The organism is Methylobacterium sp. 37f (genome assembly GCF_023093475.1).
GTDB lineage: Bacteria > Pseudomonadota > Alphaproteobacteria > Rhizobiales > Beijerinckiaceae > Methylobacterium.
This window is the reverse complement of sequence record NZ_JAGHKN010000041.1, coordinates 1-18528: the sequence shown is the minus strand read 5'-3', so window position 1 is coordinate 18528 and position 18528 is coordinate 1. Positions and strand designations below refer to the sequence as shown.

The 18528-nt window shown below is 67.2% G+C and carries 20 protein-coding genes; 16 read left to right on the top strand and 4 right to left on the bottom strand.

Annotation, left to right across the window (positions count from 1 at the left end):
- The first annotated feature begins 84 nt into the window (after window positions 1-84).
- Both queG and J7U37_RS20810 read left to right on the top strand, forming a co-directional pair.
- Complete coding sequence (gene queG, locus J7U37_RS20815; protein ID WP_282104059.1) at window positions 85-1230, top strand: tRNA epoxyqueuosine(34) reductase QueG; 1146 nt, start codon at window positions 85-87, stop codon at window positions 1228-1230.
- Window positions 1227-2087 carry an SDR family oxidoreductase gene (locus J7U37_RS20810; RefSeq protein WP_247636948.1) on the top strand — a complete coding sequence of 287 codons (861 nt, stop codon included), beginning with the start codon at window positions 1227-1229 and terminating at the stop codon, window positions 2085-2087. The genes queG and J7U37_RS20810 overlap by 4 nt, the downstream gene beginning before the upstream one ends.
- 7 nt (window positions 2088-2094) lie before the next feature.
- Here J7U37_RS20810 and J7U37_RS20805 read toward each other — a convergent pair whose 3' ends face one another.
- Together J7U37_RS20805 and J7U37_RS20800 are read right to left on the bottom strand one after the other, a co-directional pair.
- Window positions 2095-3117: a GNAT family N-acyltransferase gene (locus J7U37_RS20805; RefSeq protein WP_056179419.1), complete on the bottom strand. Its 1023-nt coding sequence runs from the start codon at window positions 3115-3117 to the stop codon at window positions 2095-2097.
- A 200-nt stretch (window positions 3118-3317) separates the two neighbouring features.
- On the bottom strand, window positions 3318-3704 hold the full coding sequence (locus J7U37_RS20800; RefSeq protein WP_247636947.1) for a DUF2267 domain-containing protein: 387 nt from the start codon (window positions 3702-3704) through the stop codon (window positions 3318-3320).
- A gap of 175 nt (window positions 3705-3879) precedes the next feature.
- Between J7U37_RS20800 and J7U37_RS20795 the strand changes: the two genes are divergently transcribed.
- The 14 genes from J7U37_RS20795 (at window position 3880) to J7U37_RS20730 (ending at window position 17002) form a co-directional block, all read left to right on the top strand.
- Complete coding sequence (locus tag J7U37_RS20795) at window positions 3880-5412, top strand: helicase HerA-like domain-containing protein (RefSeq protein ID WP_247636946.1); 1533 nt, start codon at window positions 3880-3882, stop codon at window positions 5410-5412.
- A gap of 210 nt (window positions 5413-5622) precedes the next feature.
- Window positions 5623-5937 carry a 50S ribosomal protein L21 gene (rplU, locus tag J7U37_RS20790; protein WP_055947814.1) on the top strand — a complete coding sequence of 105 codons (315 nt, stop codon included), beginning with the start codon at window positions 5623-5625 and terminating at the stop codon, window positions 5935-5937.
- Window positions 5938-5976: 39 nt separating this feature from the next.
- A complete protein-coding gene (rpmA, locus tag J7U37_RS20785) occupies window positions 5977-6243 on the top strand; it encodes a 50S ribosomal protein L27 (protein ID WP_056179428.1) in 267 nt (88 codons plus the stop codon).
- A 159-nt stretch (window positions 6244-6402) separates the two neighbouring features.
- Window positions 6403-7437, top strand: coding sequence for a GTPase ObgE (obgE, locus tag J7U37_RS20780; protein ID WP_247636945.1), 1035 nt, complete (start codon window positions 6403-6405; stop codon window positions 7435-7437).
- 76 nt (window positions 7438-7513) lie between these two features.
- Window positions 7514-8650 carry a glutamate 5-kinase gene (gene proB, locus J7U37_RS20775; RefSeq protein WP_247636944.1) on the top strand — a complete coding sequence of 379 codons (1137 nt, stop codon included), beginning with the start codon at window positions 7514-7516 and terminating at the stop codon, window positions 8648-8650.
- A gap of 106 nt (window positions 8651-8756) precedes the next feature.
- Entirely contained in the window at window positions 8757-10055 is a 1299-nt protein-coding gene (locus J7U37_RS20770) for a glutamate-5-semialdehyde dehydrogenase (RefSeq protein WP_247636943.1), read from the top strand.
- Window positions 10056-10085: 30 nt separating this feature from the next.
- A complete protein-coding gene (locus J7U37_RS20765) occupies window positions 10086-10709 on the top strand; it encodes a nicotinate-nucleotide adenylyltransferase (RefSeq protein WP_247636942.1) in 624 nt (207 codons plus the stop codon).
- A gap of 172 nt (window positions 10710-10881) precedes the next feature.
- Window positions 10882-11223 carry a ribosome silencing factor gene (rsfS, locus tag J7U37_RS20760; protein WP_338011489.1) on the top strand — a complete coding sequence of 114 codons (342 nt, stop codon included), beginning with the start codon at window positions 10882-10884 and terminating at the stop codon, window positions 11221-11223.
- Between the two features lie 13 nt (window positions 11224-11236).
- Window positions 11237-11740: a 23S rRNA (pseudouridine(1915)-N(3))-methyltransferase RlmH gene (gene rlmH, locus J7U37_RS20755; protein ID WP_247636941.1), complete on the top strand. Its 504-nt coding sequence runs from the start codon at window positions 11237-11239 to the stop codon at window positions 11738-11740.
- Between the two features lie 44 nt (window positions 11741-11784).
- The gene (locus J7U37_RS20750; RefSeq protein ID WP_247636940.1) at window positions 11785-13077 is read left to right on the top strand and encodes a peptidoglycan DD-metalloendopeptidase family protein; all 1293 of its coding nucleotides are present in this window, start codon (window positions 11785-11787) and stop codon (window positions 13075-13077) included.
- Entirely contained in the window at window positions 13077-14399 is a 1323-nt protein-coding gene (locus J7U37_RS20745) for a S41 family peptidase (protein ID WP_247636939.1), read from the top strand. Before J7U37_RS20750 ends, J7U37_RS20745 begins: the two co-directional genes overlap by 1 nt.
- A 134-nt stretch (window positions 14400-14533) precedes the next feature.
- The gene (locus J7U37_RS20740) at window positions 14534-15754 is read left to right on the top strand and encodes a divergent polysaccharide deacetylase family protein (RefSeq protein ID WP_247636966.1); all 1221 of its coding nucleotides are present in this window, start codon (window positions 14534-14536) and stop codon (window positions 15752-15754) included.
- A 61-nt stretch (window positions 15755-15815) separates the two neighbouring features.
- A complete protein-coding gene (locus J7U37_RS20735) occupies window positions 15816-16373 on the top strand; it encodes an RNA pyrophosphohydrolase (RefSeq protein ID WP_247636965.1) in 558 nt (185 codons plus the stop codon).
- Between the two features lie 47 nt (window positions 16374-16420).
- Window positions 16421-17002, top strand: a complete 582-nt coding sequence (locus J7U37_RS20730; protein ID WP_247636938.1) for a DUF2939 domain-containing protein — start codon at window positions 16421-16423, stop codon at window positions 17000-17002.
- An 18-nt stretch (window positions 17003-17020) separates the two neighbouring features.
- On the opposite strand, the gene J7U37_RS20725 is transcribed toward J7U37_RS20730, so the two are convergent.
- The gene (locus J7U37_RS20725; protein ID WP_247636937.1) at window positions 17021-18094 is read right to left on the bottom strand and encodes an ROK family protein; all 1074 of its coding nucleotides are present in this window, start codon (window positions 18092-18094) and stop codon (window positions 17021-17023) included.
- A gap of 55 nt (window positions 18095-18149) precedes the next feature.
- Entirely contained in the window at window positions 18150-18512 is a 363-nt protein-coding gene (locus J7U37_RS20720; protein WP_247636964.1) for a photosystem reaction center subunit H, read from the bottom strand.
- Window positions 18513-18528 lie beyond the last annotated feature (16 nt).

Here is an 18528-nt window from a genome sequence, read left to right as displayed (position 1 = left end):
GCACCGGACCTGCCGGCGGCCCGCGCCGCGTCGCCGGGCCGCCCTGCGTCGAAACCCGCACGGCCGATCCTGGCCGGGGCGGAGCTGCGCCGGGCCGTCGAGGCGCGGGCGCGGCTGCTCGGCTTCGAATCGATCCGCATCACCCGGCCCGACGCCGTGCCCGAACTGCAGGACCGGCTCCCCGCCTGGCTCGGCGAGGGCCATCACGGCACCATGGACTGGATGGTCGAGCGGGCCGACCAGCGCGCCGACCCCGCCACCCTGTGGCCGGGCGTGCGCAGCATCGTCATGCTGGGCATGAATTACGGCCCCGAGGCCGATCCCCTGGACCTCCTGGCCCGGCGCGACCGGGGCGCCATCGCGGCCTATGCCCAGCGCCGCGACTACCACGAGGTGGTCAAGGGCAAGCTGAAGGAACTGGGCGGCTACCTCTCGGCCAAGGGCGACGTCCGCGTGAAGGTGTTCGTCGACACCGCTCCCGTGATGGAGAAGCCGCTGGCGGCCGCCGCCGGCCTCGGCTGGCAGGGCAAGCACACGGTGCTGGTGTCCCGCACCCTCGGCAACTGGCTCCTGCTCGGCGCCATCTACACCTCCGCCGACCTGACCCCCGACGCGCCGGAGGCCGACCATTGCGGCTCGTGCCGGCGCTGTCTCGACATCTGCCCGACCGGTGCCTTTCCGGCGCCCTACCGCCTCGATGCGCGCCGCTGCATCGCCTACCTGACCATCGAGCATGCCGGGCCGATTCCGACGGAGTTCCGGTCGGCCATCGGCAACCGCGTCTTCGGCTGCGACGATTGCCTCGCCGTCTGCCCCTGGAACAAGTTCGCGGCGACGGCCGCGGAGGGGCGGATGGCCGCCCGGAGCGATCTCGCCGCCCCGCCGCTCGCCGACCTCGCCCGCCTCGACGACGCGGCCTTCCGCGCCCGCTTCGCCGGCACGCCGGTCAAGCGCACCGGGCGGGATCGATTCCTGCGCAATGTCCTCATCGCCATCGGCAACTCCGGCGATCTCGGCCTCGCCGCCGAGGCCGAGCGCTGCCTGGACGATCCCGCGCCCCTGGTGCGCGGCATGGCGGTGTGGGCGCTCGGGCGCCTGCTGGCGCCCGCGCCGCTGCGCGCGCTTTTCAACGCCCGGGGTTTGGGCGAAACCGACGCCATGGTCCGGGCCGAGTGGGACTCGGCCCTGGACCCGACCCCGCCCGAGACGACAGGACAGACGCCGACATGAACCTCTTCGTCTTCGGACTCGGTTTCACCGCCCGTCGATTCGTGGAGCGTGCCCGCGACCGCTTCGGCGTGGTCCGCGCCACCGTGACCGATCCGTCCCGGGCCGGCCCCAGCGATCTCGCCGAGATGCGGGCCTTCGGACCGGACTCCGATGACCCCCGCATCGCGGCCAACCTCGCCGATACGGATGTGCTGCTGGTTTCGGCCCCGCCCGCCCGCGACCTCGACACGACCCTCGCGGTATACCGCGAGGCCATCGCGGCCAGTCGCATCGGCTGGATCGGCTATCTGTCGACCATCGGTGTCTACGGCGACCACGAGGGCGCCTGGATCGACGAGTCGACGCCGCCCCGCCCGGTGAGCGGCCGTTCCCGTGGGCGCCTCGCCGTCGAAAATCAGTGGCACGCCCTCGGCGCCGAGACCGGCAAGGCCGTCCAGGTCTTTCGTCTCTCCGGCATCTACGGCCCGGGCCGCAACCCGATCGTGAAGCTGCGGGAGGGTAAATCGCAGCGAATCATCAAGCCGGGACAAGTGTTTAACCGGATCCACGTCGACGATATCGCGACCACGCTGCTGGCCTCGATCGCCCATCCCCGCGCCGGTGCCACCTACAACGTCACTGACGACGAGCCGACCCCGCCGCAGGTCGTGACCGAATATGCCGCCAAGCTCGCCGGCCTACCGCTGCCGCCGGAGGTGGATTTCGAGACCGCCGACCTGAGCCCGATGGCCCGCAGCTTCTACGGCGAGAACAAGCGGGTGCGAAATCGCCTTATCCAAGAAGAGCTTGGCGTGACGCTCGCCTATCCGACCTACCGCGAAGGCTTGGCCGCCCTCGCGGCGGATGCACGAACCTGAGGTTGCCTTACGCCGCCTGGCGGTTCGCCGCCGGCGCGAAATGCTCCCGGTAGCGTGCCGCGATGGCCGAGACGGGCAGCACCACGAAGACGTCGGTGGTGCCGAACTGATGGTCCACGACGGCCCCGTCGCCGAAGGTCGCGCCGATCCGCAGGTAGCCCTTGATCAGCGGCGGCAGCGCCTGGAGCGCGGCCTTCGGGTCCACGGCCTCGCGAGCCACCCGGTTCATCGCCACGTAGCGCTCCGGTAGGGCGCGGGCGCACCAGCCCTCCGAGGCCCGGGCATGGTGGTGCAGGAAGCTCAAGGGCAGGGCGAGCCGATCCGGGTCCGTCCCCTCCAGGCTGGCGCAGCCCAGCATGGCATCGATGCTATGGTGTTGGACATAGGCCCAAATTCCGGCCCAGAGCAGTTCCACCGTCCGCTTGGTCCGGTAGGGCTTCAGCACGCAGGAGCGTCCGAGTTCGAGGAACCGCGCCCCCGGATTGGCCGCCATCAGAGGGGCGATGTCGTATTCGCCGGCCGTGTAGAACCCGAAATTGCGGTCGGCCGCATCCTGCCGCAGCAGCCGGTAGGTCCCGACAACCTTGGGTTGGGTGCGCCGGAACGGCTTGGCGGCGAAGTTCGGCGTGTCCGTGGCGGCGTGATCGATCACCAGGAGGTGGTCGCAGACCGCATCGTACTCGTCGACGTCGCGGCGCGACAGCATTGCGAGACCGCTCGGAACTGCCGACATTTCCTCGAAGAACACCCGGTAGCGCAGGCGCTGCGCCCGCCGGATCTCCGAAGCGGAGGTGGCCAGCCGCACCTCGAGGGAGCCGATACGGCCGAGGGTCGGCGCGAGCCCCGGGGCGGCGAGGGGCGTTCTGAGGCGGGGCTTGAACCGGATCGGCGCCCCGCCCGCAGGGAGCAGAAGCCCACTGCGCCCCGCTTCGGCGGTGCGCTGCTTCAGCCGGGCAAAGGGCGCATGAACGTGCGCCTCCCAGCCATTAAGCCACGCCGTGGAGGCATCGCGCGCGAAGTTCGGGACCATCGTCCAATCCGCCCTGTCGGGACCGCGAGGCGTGCTCCGCTGGAGCCCTTGGCCTCGTGCCTTCGGGAGGTCACATCACCACGAAGCGCACACGCTTTTATGACAAGGATTGCTGTTTTTCCAGAGAGGCTTGCCGGAGGAGAAGGTCCACCCTCCGACGACGCCTCGATGGGTAGTCGCCGAAGGATCCGACGCTGGTCTCAGACGAACTGGTTCAGGCCCGGGACGGAGCCGACGATCGGGCCCATCACGTCCTCGCCGGCCTTCTCACGGCCATAGGCGAACAGTTCCTGGCCGAGCGGCTGCATCTGGCCCATCGGCACGCCGGCAGCCATCAGCTTCTGCCCGAGCGCCATGACGCCACCACCCATCATGCCGCCGAGCATGCCCATCAGGCCGCCGCCGGCTTCGCCGGCATTGGTTTCGGCGATCGCGGCCTCGGATCCCGGCAGAGCGCTGAGCAACTGGCTCACCTCCGTGGCCGGCCCCTCCTTCTGCAGGAAGGCCAGGATGTGGCCGATGGCGGTCTGCGCCGTTGCGGCATCGAGGCCGGTCCGGGTCGTTACGCGGGCGATCAACTCTTCCATCTTAAACGGACTCCTGCACGGTCGGCATCTCTGCACGGTCGGGATCTTGTCCATCCGGCCTCGCCGACGCGAAATCAAGAGCGCTCGGCGAACCGCTGGAAAATGCCGCGCCCGGGCGCCATAAGGCTCAGGGTCGACGCTTCGGCGCTGCGACGGGCACGAGGAGCGGACGATCATGCAGGACGACGGTACGATCCTGGTCGGCAAGGCGCCCCTCGAGGATGGAAGTCTGAAACCCGAGGGCCTGACGCTTCGGCTCGCCAATCGCCACGGCCTCGTGGCCGGAGCGACGGGCACCGGCAAGACCGTGACCCTGCAGGTGATGGCGGAGGGATTCTCCAATGCCGGCGTCCCGGTCTTCGCCGCCGATATCAAGGGCGATCTCTCGGGGCTGGCCGTTGCCGGCGAGTCGAAGCCGGTCTTCGTCAAGCGCGCCGACGAGCTCGGCATTCCCTACGAGCCCGACCGCTTTCCGACCGTGTTCTGGGATCTGTTCGGGGACCAGGGCCATCCGATCCGCTGCACCGTCATCGAGATGGGACCGTTGCTGCTGGCGCGCCTGCTGGAACTCAACGACACCCAGGAGGGCATGCTCAACATCGCTTTCCGGGTCGCGGACGACAACAAATGGCCGGTCCTCGATCTCAAGGACCTCCGTGCCCTGCTGCTCCACCTCACCGAGAACCTGAAGGCGGTCTCGGGCCAGTATGGCAACGTCTCGGCGGCCTCCGTCGGCGCCATTCAGCGACAACTCCTGATGCTGGAGAACCAGGGCGCCGACCGGTTCTTCGGCGAGCCGGCCCTCGACCTCAACGACTTCATGCGGGTGGACCGCGAGGGCCGGGGCATCGTCAACATCCTGGCTGCCGACAAGCTGATGCAGCGGCCCCGGCTCTACGCTTCGTTCCTGCTCTGGATGCTCTCGGAGCTGTTCGAGCAGCTGCCGGAGGTCGGCGACCTCGACAAGCCGAAGCTCGTCTTCTTCTTCGACGAGGCGCACCTCCTGTTCGACGACGCCCCGAAGGCCCTTCTGGATGCGGTGGAGCAGGTGGTACGCCTGATCCGCTCGAAGGGCGTCGGCGTCTACTTCGTGACGCAGAATCCTCTCGACGTACCGGAATCGGTCCTCGGCCAGCTCGGAAACCGGGTGCAGCATGCCTTGCGCGCCTTCACGCCCCGCGATCAGCGCGCCGTGAAGGCCGCCGCCGAGACATTCCGCCAGAATCCTGGCTTTGACGTCGCCAAGGCGATCACCGAACTCGGCGTTGGTGAGGCGCTCGTCTCGTTCCTGGAAGCCAAGGGCACGCCGTCCGTGGTCGAGCGCGCCCTGATCGCACCCCCGCAGGGCCGAGTCGGTCCGATCACACCGGCCGAGCGGGCCGATCTGATCGCAAAAAGTCCCGTGCGCGGAAAGTACGACCAGTCCGTCGACAACGAGAGTGCCTACGAGATGCTGGCCGCCCGCAAGGGGCTCGACGGCAGCGGAACCGACGGCCCGGAGGTGACGGAGGGCGGTTTGGGCGGGATGCTCGGGAGCTGGCTCGGCGGCGTTCTCGGCACCAAGCCGGTGGGGAAGGGGCGCCGCCCGCCCCCGAGCCTTGCCGAACAGGTCCTCGGCAACGCCGCGCGCTCGATGGCACGGAAAGTCGGGACCGAGGTGGGCAATGCGATCCTTCGCAACGTGCTCGGCGGATTGACGAAGCGGTAGGCCCGGTCACCTCGGTGCCACCCGCCGTCATTGACAAATCACCCCATCCCCGCCTATCCACCCCCTCTCGCGCGGCTTCCTCGACGAAGTCCGCGCGTTTCGCGTTCGCCCCCGGCTCGATCCGATGGTGCGGATGACCTGAACAAGAAGACGGTCCAGGATTCGCCGCGAGGCGCGCCGGAGGCCGGCAGAGAACACGAAGAGAGAACGATGTTCGCAGTCATCAAGACGGGCGGCAAGCAGTATCGCGTTGCCGCCAACGACACCATCACGATCGCCACGCTCGAAGGCGAAGCCGGTTCGGCCGTCACCTTCGGTGACGTGCTCTTGTTCACGAACGGCGAAGGCGCCACTCAGGTCGGCGCGCCGCTGCTCTCGGGCATCAGCGTCACCGGCGAGATCGTCAGCCACGGCCGCGACGCGAAGGTCATCGCCTTCAAGAAGCGCCGCCGTCAGAACTCCCGCCGCAAGCGGGGCCACCGCCAGCATCACACGGTGGTCCGCATCACCGGCATCAGCGCCTGACGATCCGACCTGAGATCCAAGACTTCGGAGTAATTTCCCATGGCTCATAAAAAAGCAGGCGGCTCGTCCCGCAACGGCCGCGACTCGGCTGGTCAGCGCCTCGGCGTGAAGAAGTTCGGTTCGGAAGCCGTCATTCCGGGCAACATCATCGTGCGCCAGCGCGGCACCAAGTGGCATCCCGGCACCAATGTCGGCATCGGCACGGACCACACCCTGTTCGCCAAGGCGGCCGGCCGCGTGCTGTTTGAGACGAAGCGCGGTCGCGCCTTCGTCACCGTTGTCCCGATGCAGGAAGCCGCCGAGTAAGGCGCTTCCCCGAGGCTCTCACGGGATCTTCCCGGGAGAGGGCCTAGCCACCACATGATCCCGGGGAAGATGGGAAACCATCTTCCCCGTTGTCGTTTCATGCTTTGTCGTTCCGGCGACACACGACATCCCGACATCCGAACTGATCCGAGCCCGCCCGTGAAATTCCTCGACGAAGCCAAGGTCTATGTCCGCTCCGGCGACGGTGGCGCCGGATGCGTGGCCTTCCGCCGTGAAAAGTTCATCGAGTTCGGCGGCCCGAACGGTGGCGACGGCGGGCGCGGCGGCGATGTCTGGGTCGAGTGCGTCGACGGCCTCAACACCCTGATCGACTACCGCTACCAGCAGCACTTCAAGGCCAAGAAAGGCGAGCACGGCATGGGCTCCAACCGCCACGGTGCCAACGGCGCCGATGTGGTGCTGAAGGTTCCTGCCGGAACCGAGATCCTGGCCGAGGACGGCGAGACCCTGATCGCCGACATGACTCATGTCGGCCAGCGTGTGCGTCTCGCCAAGGGCGGCAACGGCGGTTTCGGCAATGCATACTTCACCACGTCGACCAATCGGGCACCGAAGCACGCCAATCCGGGCTTGGAAGGCCATGAGCAGTGGGTGTGGCTGCGCCTGAAGCTGATCGCCGATGCGGGACTGGTCGGGCTTCCCAATGCGGGCAAGTCGACCTTCCTCGCCACCGTGACGGCGGCCAAGCCCAAGATCGCCGATTATCCCTTCACCACCCTGCATCCGGGACTCGGCGTCGTGCGGTCCGATGAGCGGGAATTCGTGCTCGCCGACATTCCGGGATTGATCGAGGGCGCTCATGACGGCGTCGGCTTGGGCGACAAGTTCCTGGCCCACGTGGAGCGCTGCCGGGTGCTGCTCCACTTGGTGGAGGCGACGAACGAGCATGCCGGCCAGACCTACAAGCTCGTCCGGCGCGAACTGGAAGCCTACGGCAACGGCCTCGACGAAAAGCCCGAAATCGTCGCGCTCTCGAAGGCCGACGTCGTCGACCCGGATGTGTTGAAGGAGCAGGTTGCCCGTCTGAAGCGTGCCTCGAAGAAGAAGCCGCTGGTGCTTTCCTCAGCCACGGGCCTCGGTGTGCAGGATGCCCTGCGGGCGCTTGCTCGCGAGATGGATGCGGCGAAGCTGGCAGAGGCCGAGGCGCAGCCGGCCGAGGCGTGGCAGCCCTGAACGGGAGCGCACGGCCCTTGTGCCGGCGACACGCGCTCGTCACAAACGCTTCACCGTCCTCCCGCCGACACTGCCGATGACCACCGACGTCCAGATCCCCAATCTCCAAGACTTCCGCCGTATCGTCATCAAGGTGGGCTCGGCTCTGCTCGTTGACCGTGTGCGCAGTCGTCTGCGGCATGCCTGGCTGAGCGCTTTGGCAGAGGACATCGCCGATCTTCACGCCAGCGGGACGGATGTGCTGGTCGTCTCATCGGGTGCCATCGCGCTCGGCCGGACGGTGCTCGGCTATCCGCCCGGCACCCTACGCCTGGAGGAGAGCCAAGCCGCAGCGGCCGTGGGGCAGATCGCCCTGGCGCGCCATTGGTCCGAGGCCCTTGGGCATCACGGCATCGCCGCCGGGCAAATCCTGGTGACGCCGCAGGACACCGAGGAACGCCGGCGTTACCTCAATGCCCGCGCCACGGTGCTCAAGCTCCTCGAAGTGCGCGCCGTCCCGGTCGTCAACGAGAACGACACGGTCGCCACCAGCGAGATCCGCTACGGCGACAACGATCGTCTGGCCGCCCGCGTCGCTACGATGATCGGAGCCGACGTCCTGGTGCTGTTCTCCGACATCGACGGCCTCTATACGGCCCCGCCGCATACCGATCCGAATGCGCAGCACCTTCCGATCGTCGAGCGGATCACGCCGGAGATCGAAGCGATGGCTGGTGGTCCGGCTTCCGAACTCTCGCGCGGCGGTATGCGCACCAAAGTCGAAGCAGCCAAGATCGCTGCGAGCGGCGGCACCCACATGGTCATTGCCGATGGGCGCGAGAAGAATCCGCTCAGTACCATCCTAAAGGGCGGGCGCTGCAGCTGGTTCCTATCAGGCTCGAACCCGGTGACGGCGCGCAAGAGCTGGATCGCCGGCTCCCTGGAGCCACGTGGTATCCTCACCGTTGATGCTGGCGCCGCGCGTGCTCTCCAGGGTGGCGCCAGCCTGCTGCCTGTGGGCGTGACCCGCGTCCAGGGCGGGTTCGGACGCGGCGATGCCGTGGTGATCCGGGATGAAGCTGGACGGACCCTTGGACGCGGACTCGTGGCCTATGACAGCGACCAGGCCCTGCGCATCATCGGCCGGCCGAGCCGGGAGATCGCCGATCTTCTGACCCATCCGGGACGCGCGGAAATGGTACACCGCGATGACCTCGCGATGGTGGGGGAATAGCTGATCCGTCAGCCCGTATGCTTGTTCTAATGGCCTCCGGCGTGGCATGACGGATCGGAACACAAGGCGGCCGCGTGCCATCGCGACGGTCGCGAGGATGAAGGCCGTGCCCGTTCTGAACCTGCGATCCGAGTTTACGCCCCCCGCCAATCTCTCCACGGAGATGAACGCCCTGGGCCAGCGTGCCCGTGCTGCGGCCCGCAAGATCGCTCTCGCCCCAGCTCAGATCAAGGACACTGCGCTTCGCCTCATCTCCGAACGCCTCCGGGCGGAGCGGGATACGATTCTGGCGGAAAACGCTCGCGACGTCGAGGCGGCCCGCGCCGCGGGCCAGACCCAGGCGCTCCTCGACCGCCTGACCCTCGACGAAGGGCGTCTGGGGGCGATTGCCGACGCGGTGGCCAAAATTGGAGCGCTCCCTGATCCGGTGGGGCGGCAGATCGCTGCCTTCGAGCGGCCCAACGGCTTGTTGATCGAACGCATTGCCGTGCCTCTCGGCGTCATCGGCGTCATCTTCGAGAGTCGGCCCAACGTCACGGCCGATGCGGGCGCGCTCTGTCTCAAAGCGGGCAATGCGGCGATCTTGCGCGCCGGGTCCGACAGCCACCGCTCTGCCATGGCCATTGCGCGTGCCATGCGGGCAGGGCTGGAGGCGGCGGGTCTTCCGGCCGACGCCATCCAGATCGTGCCGACCCGGGATCGCGCGGCGGTCGGCGCCATGCTGTCCGGCCTCGACGGTGGTATTGACGTCATCGTGCCGCGCGGCGGGCGCGGTCTGGTCGAGCGGGTGCAGGCGGAAGCTCGCGTCCCCGTTTTCGCCCATCTCGACGGTATCTGCCATGTCTACGTCGCGGCGGGCGCGGACCTCGAGATGGCCCGCACCATCGTGCTGAACAGCAAGATGCGGCGCACCGGCATCTGCGGGGCCGCCGAAACCCTGCTTGTCGACCGCGCCTGCGCCGACACGCATTTGGCGCCGCTCGTCATTGCGCTTCTCGAGTCCGGATGCGCCGTGCGCGGCGATTCGGCCACTCAGGCGATCGATGCCCGCGTCAGCGCCGCCACGCCGGTCGATTGGCGCACCGAATATCTCGACGCCATCATTTCGGTTCGGGTCGTCGACGGTCTCGATGCTGCCATCGAACATATCGAGACCAACGGATCGCATCACACCGACGCGATCATCACCGATGACCTGACGGAAGCCTCACGCTTCCTGGCGGAAGTCGATTCGGCCATTGTCACACACAACGCCTCGACCCAGTTCGCCGACGGCGGGGAGTTCGGCTTTGGTGCCGAGATCGGCATCGCCACCGGACGCATGCACGCACGTGGGCCGGTGGGGGTCGAGCAACTGACCACCTTCAAGTACCGGGTTCACGGCAACGGGCAGACGCGCCCTTGACGCCAACTCCCGCGATCCGATCGAGGCGCGATGCGCCTTGAGGCGTCGGGCCCGGCGCATCTGCCACCCGTTTCGCCGGGCCTGCGCATCGGTCTTTACGGGGGTTCGTTCAATCCGGCGCATCTCGGCCATCGGCATGTCAGCCTCGTCGCCCTGAAGCGGCTGCGGCTCGATGCGATCTGGTGGATGGTGACGCCAGGTAACCCGTTGAAGGATCGGGGCGACCTCGCTGCCATCAACCGCCGGGTCGAACGGGCGCAGCGCGTCGCCGACCATCCCCGAATCCGGGTTACGGATTTCGAGTGGCAGATCGGCGCCCGATACACCCGCCAGTCCTTGCGGTTCCTCACACAGAGAAATCCCGCTGTGCGGTTCGTCTGGATCATGGGAGCCGACAGCCTCGCGACATTTCACCGCTGGCAGGGATATTCGGAGATTGCCGCCCTGATGCCGCTCGCCATCGTCGATCGTCCGGGCTTCACCCTGACCGCACCGGCCGCTCGCGCCGCCCGCGTCCTTGCGCGCTGGCGCATCGCGGAGTCGGAGGCGGCAAGCTTGCCTGATCGCGCAGCGCCAGCTTGGGTTTTTCTCCACGGGCCGCGTTCGACCCTCTCGTCCACGGCTCTGCGAGCCGCACCAGACGTGTTCGCGTAGGCGTCTGTACGGGACGGCGGGCGCCTTCGATGGAAAAGGCAAGAGCCACGTTCCACTTTATCCCTATTCGGAGTACGATGGTGGGATGACGATGGCGATTGCAGGAACCCAGACGCTGAACGACGCGGTCCACACCGGAGCCCCGGGCTCCGAGGAATCCACCAACCGGAAGATCGACGATCTCCGGAGTCTCGCCCTCGAATGTCTCGAGGACATGAAGGCCGAGGAGACGATTGAAATCGATCTCATGGGCCGAACCTCCCTGGCCGATACGATGATTATCACGTCAGGCCGCTCTCAGCGCCATGTCGGCGCGATCGCGGATCGCGTCCTCCAGGAGATCAAGTCCAAAGGGCTTGGTACGGCTCGGGTCGAGGGACTTCCGGCTTGCGATTGGGTGTTGATCGATGCCGGCGACATCATCGTGCACATCTTCAGACCGGAAGTGCGCGGCTTCTACAATCTGGAAAAGATGTGGGGGGCAGACCGTCCCGCCGCTGCCCTGGCCGAATGAAGTCCAGCGCATCGTGCGCTTGCTGGTCGCGGCAGTTGGCCGTCTGAAGCCCGGTCCCGAACGAGATCTTGCCGCGCGATATCGTGAGCGAGCCGTTCAAGTCGGGCGGGGACTCGGGTTCGCAGCCTGCGACATCGCCGAAATTCCCGAGAGCCGCGCACGGCGCGCACAGGACCGTGCGTCCGAGGAGGGGGCGGCCATCCTTGGGCACGCTTCCGCAACCGGTGCCGTGCTGGCTGTCTACGACGAGCGCGGACGCTCCGATCTGACCAGCGAGCTCATCGCGGAGCGTGTCGGGAGCTGGCGTGATGCAGGACGCTCAGCCCTTATCCTCGCGATTGGGGGCGCTGATGGTCTGGACCCGTCCGTCCGGTCGCGTGCCGAACTGGCCCTGTCGTTCGGAGCCGCCACCTTGCCGCATGGGCTTGTGCGCGTCCTCGCCCTGGAGCAGGTGTACCGCACGCTGACGATCCTTGCCGGCCACCCGTATCACCGCGGAAACCTCGACGACCGATGACATCGGGCACCCGACGTAGACGTACTGGGGTGAGGAGCGGCCTGATGATGGCCGCGTTCTTCGCTCTCACGTGCGTACCCCGCGCCGAGGAGCCCTCGACGCCGGAGGCTGTCCAGAACGCGCTCGACGAGAAGACCCGCCGCGCCGACAACCTGAAGCGCATCGAAGACGCGCTTGCGGCCAGTACGGGAGCCAGGGCCAAATTCGAGGCCGAGATTACCGCCATCGGCGGCGACCGGGCCAAGCTGAACACCGCCCTCGTCGATGCCGCGCGTCAGGCCCAGGCCACCGAAGTCCGTATGAGCCGACTCGAGGACCGCCTGAAGACCCTCGGAACCAGTGAGACGGCACTTCGGCGCTCGCTCGAATCCCGGCGGGGCGTTATCGCGGAGATCCTTGCCGCGCTCCAGCGCATGGGTCGCCGGCCGCCGCCGGCGGTCCTGGTCCGCCCCGAAGATGTGCTCGCGGTCATCCGCACGTCGATGCTGCTTGGCGCAGTCGTGCCCGAGTTGCGCGGGGAAGCGGAGACCCTGGCCGGCGACCTGACCGAACTCGTCCGCCTGAAGGGTCTCATCGCTGCCGATCGCGAAGGATTGACCAACGATCTGGCGGGCTGGGCACGGGAACAGCAGCGCCTGAATGCTCTCATCGCGGCGCGCCGGACACGACAGGCCGAGGTCGAGAGCGGGCTGGCCGCCGAGCGGACCCGCACTGCCGAACTCTCGGTTCAGGCTCGCAGCTTGAAGGAATTGCTCGACCGGATGGAGGGGGAGGTCGCGTCGGCACGGCGGGCCGCGGAGGAGGCCCGGGCCGCCGAGTCTCGCGAGGTCCGCGCCACCCAGGAACGCTTCGCGGTCGCCGCGGCGCGTGACCCGGCTCGCTTGGCGCCGAAGGTCCGTTTCGTCGACACGCGGGGGGACCTGCCGCGCCCGGTCAGCGGCGCCCTCCTGCGCAGCTTCAACCAGCCCGATGGTAATGGGGGAAGCACCCGCGGCATATCGCTCTCGACCCGGCCGAAAGCGGTGGTTTCCTCACCGGCCGATGGCTGGGTGTCCTTTGCCGGCCAGTTCCGGTCGTACGGGCGACTCTTGATCATCAACGCCGGCGATGGCTACTATCTCTTGTTGGCGGGGATGGACCAGATGAACGTCGAGGTCGGCCAGTTCGTGCTCGCGGGCGAGCCGGTGGCGGCGATGGGGGAGGGCGGCACCAGTCCCGAAGCGGCGGGCGGTGATCGCAGCGATCCGGTCTTATACGTTGAGTTCAGAAAAGACGGCGGCTCCATCGACCCGGAGCCTTGGTGGGCGAAAAGCCCCAGCGAGAAGGTTCGCGGATAATGCGCAAGGTTTCCCTCGTTCTAGTCGGCGCGTTCCTCGGCGTCGGGTCTTCCATGGTCGCGACCCAGACCCGCCTTCTCTCGGGGACGAGCGCGGTTGCGGCCTCCGCCGAGACCTACCGTCAACTCAGCCTGTTCGGTGACGTGTTCGAGAAAATCCGCACGGACTATGTGGAGAAGCCCGACGAGGCGAAGCTGATCGAGGCGGCCGTCAACGGCATGCTCACCTCGCTCGATCCGCATTCGAGCTACATGGATTCCAAGAGCTTCCGCGACATGCAGGTGCAGACGCGCGGCGAGTTCGGCGGCCTGGGTATCGAGGTCACGATGGAGGATGGCCTGATCAAGGTCGTCACGCCAATCGACGACACCCCCGCGTCGAAGGCCGGTATCCTCACTAACGACATCATCACTCAGATCGACGAGGATCAGGTTCAGGGCCTCACCCTGAACCAGGCCGTCGACAAGATGCGTGGTCCTGTGAACTCGCCCGTGAAGCTGAAGATCAGCCGGAAGGAGTCTAAGGACCCCATTGAGGTCACGCTGAACCGCGACGTGATCAAGATCAAGCCGGTGCGCTCGCGCGCAGAGGGCGGCGACATCGGCTACATCCGCCTGACCCAGTTCAACGAGCAAACCTTCGATGGCCTGCGTGCCGCGATCGATAAGCTCAATACCGACATCGGCGCCGACAAGCTCAAGGGCTATGTGCTGGATCTGCGCAACAATCCCGGCGGCCTTCTCGACCAGGCCGTGATGGTCTCCGATGCCTTCCTCGATCGCGGAGAGATCGTTTCGACCCGCGGCCGCAATCCGGACGAGACTCAGCGGTTCTCAGCCAAGGCCGGCGACCTGACCAAGGGCAAGCCCATTGTTGTCCTGGTCAATGGCGGTTCCGCCTCGGCCTCCGAGATCGTTGCCGGTGCGTTGCAGGATCATAAGCGTGCCACGGTGCTGGGCACCCGGTCGTTCGGCAAGGGCTCCGTGCAGTCGATCATCCCGCTCGGCGGAAGCGGTGCACTCCGCCTGACCACCGCGCGCTACTACACGCCGTCGGGCCGTTCGATCCAGGCCAAGGGGATCGAGCCGGATCAGGAGATCCTGCAGGAAGTGCCGGACGAACTGAAGGGCAAGGACGAGACCAAGGGCGAGGCCGGCCTGAAGGGGCACCTGAAGCAGAAGGACGTCGAGGAGCGCGGTGGGTCGTCCGCTTACGTTCCGCCGGACCCGGCCAAGGACAAGCAACTCACGGCAGCCTTCGATTTCCTGCGTGGAATCCAGAAGGGCGCGGCCAACACGCCGAAGGCAGTTGTGCCGAACTGAGGCGGATGCCTGGCGCGCCTTAGCGAAGCCTTAACCACCGCGGCCCCCAATGTCGGTTCAGGACCGATGTTGGGGGCCGTCGCCGTTTCGGGCGGAACCGCCACAAACTTCGGACCGGGAGCCTGGGGAAGCGGCTGCGCGTGGCCACCGACGAAATCCTGACCCGACCGCTCGGCGGCAAGCCCAAGGCTGGTTCCCGGCTGCGGTCGCTGCGGCAGGCGCGCGTCACCGCCCCGATGGTGCTGGGCGGCCTCGTGGCGGGCCTCGTTCTGGGTACCAGCATTCTCATGGTCGTGGGCGATCCCGGGGGGGGCGAGCCGAGCGCTACCGCGATCATCGCGCTGCGCCAGTCGGAGGCTGCTCCCGAAGCTTCGGCCCAGGTGCAAGCCAAGGTCGAACGTCCGAAATCAGGTTCCAGCAGTGCCAGCGATGTCGAGAACGCCTCCGGTGTGACGGTGGTGCGCCCGACTGGAACGGCGGCGCCAACCGACGCGGTCGTGATCCAGGTCCCTTCCGCGGCACCAATCCGCCTGAGCGCCGCTCCCGATCCGCGCCTCGTCGAGCGCGGCCGCCACGGCAACATACCGCGTCTCGGCGAAGGCCGATTGCGTGCGCTCGACGTCTATGCGCGGCCCGATACTGGCGGAGCCGGCCCTCGGGTTGCCATCCTGGTCTCGGGTCTCGGAATTAGCCAAGCGGCCACGGCCAGCGCCATCACCCGGCTTCCATCGGCGGTCAGCCTCGCCTTCGCGCCCTATGGCAGCGATCTTGAGCGAACCGTCGCGCGAGCCCGCGAAGCTGGGCACGAAGCCCTGCTTCAGGCCCCGATGGAGCCCTTCGACTATCCCGACAGCGACCCTGGTCCACAGACCTTGCTGACCAGCTCGCGTCCGCCCGAGAATCTCGATCGCTTGAGCTGGGTGATGAGCCGGTTCTCCGGGTTCGTCGGTATCGTGAACTACATGGGTGCCAAACTCACGAGCGACCCGGCCGCTTTGGAGCCAATCCTGCGCGAGATCGGTGCCCGTGGCCTCGGCTTCGTCGATGACGGCACCTCGCCGCGCTCACTGGCAGCGTCTTTGGCTACCAAAGCGAAAGTGCCTGTCGCCCGCGCCGAGATCGTCCTCGACGCTCTTCCGCGTCCCGACGCCATTGATCGGGAGCTGGCTCGCCTCGAAGCTCAGGCGCGGCAGAAGGGGTTCGCTTTCGCATCTGCCAGCGCGCTCCCGATGAGCATTGACCGAATCGCCCGCTGGGCCGCCGAAGCGGAGATGCGGGGGATCAGGCTTGTCCCCGTCAGCGTGACCCTGGGCGGCAGCGGTGCAGGCACCCGTCTGACCAGCAACCGGCCATGACCCCACTCTGAATTGCGTGGCGACGCCGTTTCGTGCGTTGCGACACCTCACCGGCCTGCCTATGGTCCCCGCCATGACCGCATCTCCGACCGCCGACGGCGCCGATCTTCCGTATCGTTCCTGCGTCGGTATCACTCTGATCTCGCGCGCTGGGCTCGTCTTCATTGGACGGCGCCGGGCAGGTGCAGGTCCGGAGCACGTTGCTGATGGTCGTGCCTGGCAGATGCCTCAAGGCGGGATCGACGTCGGCGAGGACCCCGAAGCCGCGGCGCTGCGCGAGCTCTACGAGGAGACCAATGTTTCCTCGGCGTCGGTCGTCCGCCTCGGCGAGGCGCCGGAATGGCTGTCCTACGATCTACCGCCGGCCGTGCTGAAGCAGGCCTGGAAGGGGCGATACCGGGGCCAAACCCAGAAGTGGTTCGCGTTCGGCTTCGTTGGCTCCGACGACGAGATCGACGTTGCGAATCCGGGCGAGGGGGCTTTCCCGTCGGAGTTCGATGCGTGGCGGTGGGAGCCGATGTCCGGCCTGCCGGACCTGATCGTTCCGTTCAAGCGTCCGGTCTACGAGGGTGTGGTGGATGCCTTCGCGGGGCTCACCACATGGAACGCCGCCACGTGATCGCCTGAGGCCGGGTCACGATGCGCTGGTGGTCGATTCCGATTCTGTTGGTCATCGGTTGGTTCGCGTTCACGCTGACCCCGCTCTGGGCCCTATACGATCTGGCCCGCGCCGTTCAGGCCCACGACACGGACTACATCGCCCGGCACGTCAATTTCCGGACTCTCCGATTGTCGGTCATCCGACAGGCGGTCGCGGCCGCCCAGGCGCGCGATCCGGCGGCACCCGATGTCGAGCCCCGGGATCGGCAGCGCATCGCCGAGGCCGCCGCCGCCCTGGCGATCCCAATCGCCGAGGCTCTGGTGACACCTGCCACGGTGGTCGACCTTCTGGACGACGGCTGGCCGCAATCCGTCGAGCTCGGACGCGACGGGCCGAAGACCAAGCCCGCAGGTGGCCTGCACATCGAAAGCGTCCGGCGGTTGATCCCGTTCTATCTCGCCTCCGAAATGCGCGGGTTCCGCACCGTCGTGATCGGCATACCACCCGAGGCGGGGAGGGATCGGCGATTGCGAATCCGCCTGCGCCTCCGCGGCTGGTCCTGGCGCCTCGTCGATATCGAACTGAACGAAGAGCTGCGCGAGCGCATCGCCCAGTCCTTCGTACGCACCAGCGCGAAGACGCGCTGACAGCTCAGGTGCGGCGGATCAGGGTTCGTCCGCACCCCGGTTCGTGAATCGGGCATTGCCGAGCCCGGTGCCGATGGTGAGCACCCCCCAGCGGGTAACATCCTGGCGATTCGGGACCTCGCTCAGTCCCTGGACCACGGCATCGTTGTGCATCACCACCATGGTGGCGTGATCCCCGATCCTGGGGATCGCTGCCGCGATCCGCTCCACAAGGTTGAAGTCGTCGCCTTCCCAGTGTCCGGGCAGGTTCTGTCCACCACGCTTGATCGTACCATCGGCCTCGATCATGCCCGGGCAGCCGATGCCGATGAAGGGAGCCAAGCTGAAGCTGGCCCGGTCCGCTCGGCGAATGAGATCCGACAGCATACCGATCAGCCGGTCCACGGCCTCGTCCCGACTCGGCATCGGATCTTCGTCGCGATGTCGCCAGATCTCCGAGCGCCACACTTCGCTGCGAGAGAGGTCCGGCGCTTTCTTCAGGTTCGTCGTCACCACGCCGGCACGGATGTTGCTGCCGCCGATGTCAACGGCGAGCAGACTGTCATATCCCGCGAACATCCAAGCGGGCGCCAGATGCACCGCACCGATCAGGCCGCCCTCGTCGGGATGGTGCCGGATGGGCTCGAGGGTCACATCAATGCCCCCTGCGCGCAGGAGCACACCCGCTCGACCGATGGCGAGGCAGCCGACCTGGCTGTCGCTGAATCCGCCGCCGACCACGATCGCCTGCGTTCCGGCCCACCCGTCCTGGTTCAGGAAGATCTTGACCACTCGCGCGAGTTCTTGTGCGAAGCCCTCGATAGCGCTGAACACGACGCCCGAGGCGAGCGGGTCGTCGGCGACCAGAATCTGGTCGAGGCGCCGCTTCGAGAAATCGCAGCTCTTCTTGTCGCCGAGAGGATCGGGACCGAGCGCGCGTAGGCTGTCGCGGCACGCTTCCAGCATCTCGCGAAAGGCTGATTTGGAAACCCGATCGCCGATGAAGCCGTCACCGTCCTTCACCTCGATGTTGTAGTCGTCGACTACGACGGAGGGCAGCGTCTGGGCCGCGTGCGCGAGACCCGCCTCGCGGATCTGAATGTCCTTGACCATGCCGATTCGTCTGCCCCTCGCCTCACTGTCATGCGCACCTCAACGCCCAAGCAGTTTATTTGGGCTTCAGGGTTTCTCCGGCGGTCGGAGCCTTCGGCTCGCGGGCTTCCATCAGATCCTCGGCTTTGTCCTCGTCCGTATCGCCTCCGCGCTCGATCGTTTTCTCGGGATTGGCCGCCAGTGCGCGCACGATCTCCACGAGGCGCTCGCACTCGGTGGCGTACTTGTAGGTTTCGAGCACGATGGCGGCATCGCGAAGGGTGCGCAGGTCGCGCACCGTCTGCTTGTTGGCGGTTTCACGCAGCTCGCTCTTCGCCGCGATCGCCTCTTCGAGCTTCGCGCCCTTCACATCGCAGGCGGCCTGTGCCGCGGCAGCGCTGGCGAGAAGAACGAGGGCGGTGGCGAGGGGGGTGCGCATCGTGGGGCTCCAGGGG